The sequence below is a fragment of the Pseudomonas sp. TJI-51 genome, assembly GCF_000190455.2.
GTDB lineage: Bacteria > Pseudomonadota > Gammaproteobacteria > Pseudomonadales > Pseudomonadaceae > Aquipseudomonas > Aquipseudomonas juntendi.
The window spans coordinates 5,512-8,634 of record NZ_AEWE02000111.1 but is presented as its reverse complement, the minus strand read 5'-3'; the positions used below and the strand labels follow the sequence as shown (position 1 = coordinate 8,634).

Genomic DNA, 3,123 nt, shown 5'->3' with positions numbered 1-3,123 from the left:
TCCCGCCACTGTTTGATGCGGTTGTCCTTGACCTTGGCAAACTGCCGCGCATTGAAGTCCAACCGGTTGGCTGCCGGGTCGTAGCGGAACTCCTCGCTGCCCACCAGCGAGCCGGTATCACGGCTGCGCAACTGGCCATTGGCTTCATATTCGTACTTGATCTCGCCACGCAGCTTGTCGAGGGTGCGCACCAGTTCACCGGCCGGGTCGTACTGGTAACGGCGGTGGATCGGTTGTAGGCATGCTCGACCAGCAATGAGGTGTTGATACCGATGTTGTGCACCTGCGACAGCTTGTCGGCCGGTAAGGTCGAGGCGTATTGCCAGGCCTTACGCCCCATGGCGTCGTAGCCGAAGCAACTGGTGAGCTTGCCCTGGGTGCGGTACACCCCATGGTGCAGATCATTCCGCTCCACGTGCTGATCACCTGACCGTTCAGGTACAACTGGTGCAGATGCCCGCTTCCGTAGTACAGCTGATTGACCTGAGCCCGATCCGGCAGGGTCAGTGCATTTTAGCCAAGGCCCTCTCGAGCCTGCTTACATCCTCAACCTTTCCACCTTTATCAACAAATGAATGCCAAGCTGGGATTGCTTTCTTAAATAGGTCCAAGCACTCACTGGTAACATCAGATTTTTTAATAACCAGATCCAGTCTCAGCCCCCCTTATCGTCAAATGGGTTTAATTTTATAAGTTTTTTCGCCCACAAAAATTTCATTATCGCAGTATATCGATCAACAACCTGCCTCTGATAAGCCTCGCTTTTATTACGACTCAAAAGCATCGGAATACTACATAGCGTGAAATCCAAGTCACTCATTTACAACGCCTCTTACCTTGCATGAATCACAGTTGAAATATCATCAATTTCAATTAATTTTTTTGCCCCTGGCTCACGTACAAATATCTCTCCAACCTCACGAATACGCATTTCTTTTTCCAACTGTGCAAATTTGAGTGCAGTGAGGCTCGTAACTTCCTTTGCAGTACCAGTCCCCTCGGCGTTTTTGATAACAAAGTCTACTCGTTGACCTCCCCGGGCTGATACGCAGCACTTAGCCGTCGGGCTTGCGCTCCAGCGTGGTGGTCTGGTTCAGCGCGTCCGTTACCGAGACCAGGTGCTGGCGCTCGTCATAGCGGTAGTACGTGCTCTTGCCCGAGCAGTCCTGGTAGCGCTCGACCTGGGCCAGGGTGTTCCACCACAGGTACTTGGACTTGTAGGTCGCATCGATGATGGTGTGCGGCAGGCCCTCATCGCTGTTCAGGCACTCGGTCATCTGGCCGAGGGCATCGAATTCGGCGAGCAGGTTGCCCTTGTCGTAGCGCGCTCGCCAGGTGCTGCCGTCCGGGTAGCTGACCTGGGTCACCAGCATGGTCAGGTGGTGAAACCGTTCCCACCGCTTCGTTGTCCATCACGCACTTTATATCGGTTAGACTATCCAGCGGGTTGTCGTACTGCAGATGCACGCGGAGCCCGCCGGTGGCGCCGATGTCAGTCAATGTTCCGTCGATGTTCGAGTGAAGTGCAGGAAGTGGTCGCCCTTGGTGCACAAAAGTATACCTGCTTGTAAGGGTTGTACATGCCGACATATGCCGTAAAAATACTGGATCCGCCAACACTATGGCAAAGCCAGCCCAATACTTAACTGTTAAAGATCACGCCACCAGACTCCCACAACAAAAACTTATGGAGAAAGTAAATTTCGAAAAACCTGAAGACAAAATGTCTAATCCTTAAACTGCACCCCGCGAATCGCGTTATTTTCAAAAATAGACTTGACGCGAGCGGTCACAACAATGATCGGGCTTTCTTCTTCAGCCCTAACGACATCACTAGAAAGTATTGCCTCATCGTCCAATACTATCTTACTGAAGCATCTAGGGCCATCTGGCATGTAACTAAGCAATGGCTCGCTAATGGACTCCTTCAAGTTAAAAGCTGGCGATTTATCAATCACATTTAACACTTTGTAGCCAGTATAGGCAACCTCACCTATCAGTAGATCCGCATCCACGAACTGAACACCAGAAATTCCTTCTGCCTTCATTAATTCGTAGAGCCTAGGCGAAATCAAATTCGGGCCGTCACTGTAAAAAAAATCATAGCTCAAGAGTTTTGAGAAGCTGACCCTTTTTGATGCCTCGAAGCAGACCTTTATATCCTTGCTTACAGCCACACCCTCTTTAAATACCCCAGATTCCTCACCCGACAACATCTTTATCTTCAGCCAGTAACTCTCGGGGTAATCTTCTGAAATAGAAAGTATAAAGTTTTTAGCCACAAGTTGCCCCTCTTACAGAGTTTTTATTCAGCATCGTTTTACCTGCGCGCAGCCCCTTTCTCTCATCAACCATGACTCCGTGAATAGCCTTTTGGTAATCCGCTTTAGACCAGCCGTTTTTTTTGCCGTATTCATGAATAATATCCAGCTTCCTCTCTACATTTGAAGTATATTGCGCATGAGACCCACGGTGCACCGTCCGCACAGGATGGTTCTTTTCATACTTTGGCAAATAAATAATATTGGATAATTTATGTATATTAACCTCCCCAACCTGCATTGCCGCATGATTAGACAATTGTTGCGGGATAATATGATGCTTCTGAAAACCATCTATCGCAGGCATCGTATTATAGGTAAGCCACCCAAAAGGATCCAACCAACTAACAGGATTCGGCGCATATTGATATAAATTTATTCCGCCTAACATGCCTATCGGATCATGCGATATGTATTTACCGACTCCCGGATCGTAGTAGCGGAACGTGTTATAGTGCAATTCCGTTTCGATATCCAAGTACTGGCCTTGAAAGCGCAGGTGCTGATCGACCTCATTGATGGGCAGACTCTCTATTGCACCCCATGAGCGATACGACGCCTGCCAAACGATCCTGCCATCTCTATCCGTCAGTTCCAACGGTGTACCAATCTGGTCAGTATGGAAGTAATAAAGCTTCTGCGCTTCCCCTTCAGCCTGATCAACCCGCGCCAACGGCGCATAGCTACCCGGTTCATACAGGTACAAGCTGTTCTGCCCAGGCGTCTCTTCCCGCAGCATCCTCAGCCCTTGCCAAAGAAAGCGCTTGTGCTCGACTTCACCATTGATCTCAGCCCGCTTGGC

2 protein-coding genes and 1 pseudogene are annotated in these 3,123 nt (G+C 49.6%); all 3 read right to left on the bottom strand.

Annotated features, from left to right (window positions below):
- Nucleotides 1-1,385: pseudogene (locus G1E_RS30295) on the bottom strand (type IV secretion protein Rhs); the annotation flags it as partial.
- Nucleotides 1,386-1,727: 342 nt separating this feature from the next.
- Entirely contained in the window at nt 1,728-2,282 is a 555-nt protein-coding gene (locus G1E_RS21465; RefSeq protein WP_009684297.1) for a hypothetical protein, read from the bottom strand.
- A partial coding sequence (locus tag G1E_RS21460; protein WP_256220454.1) for an RHS repeat-associated core domain-containing protein occupies nt 2,275-3,123 on the bottom strand: 849 nt, incomplete at its 5' end. The genes G1E_RS21460 and G1E_RS21465, both read right to left, overlap by 8 nt.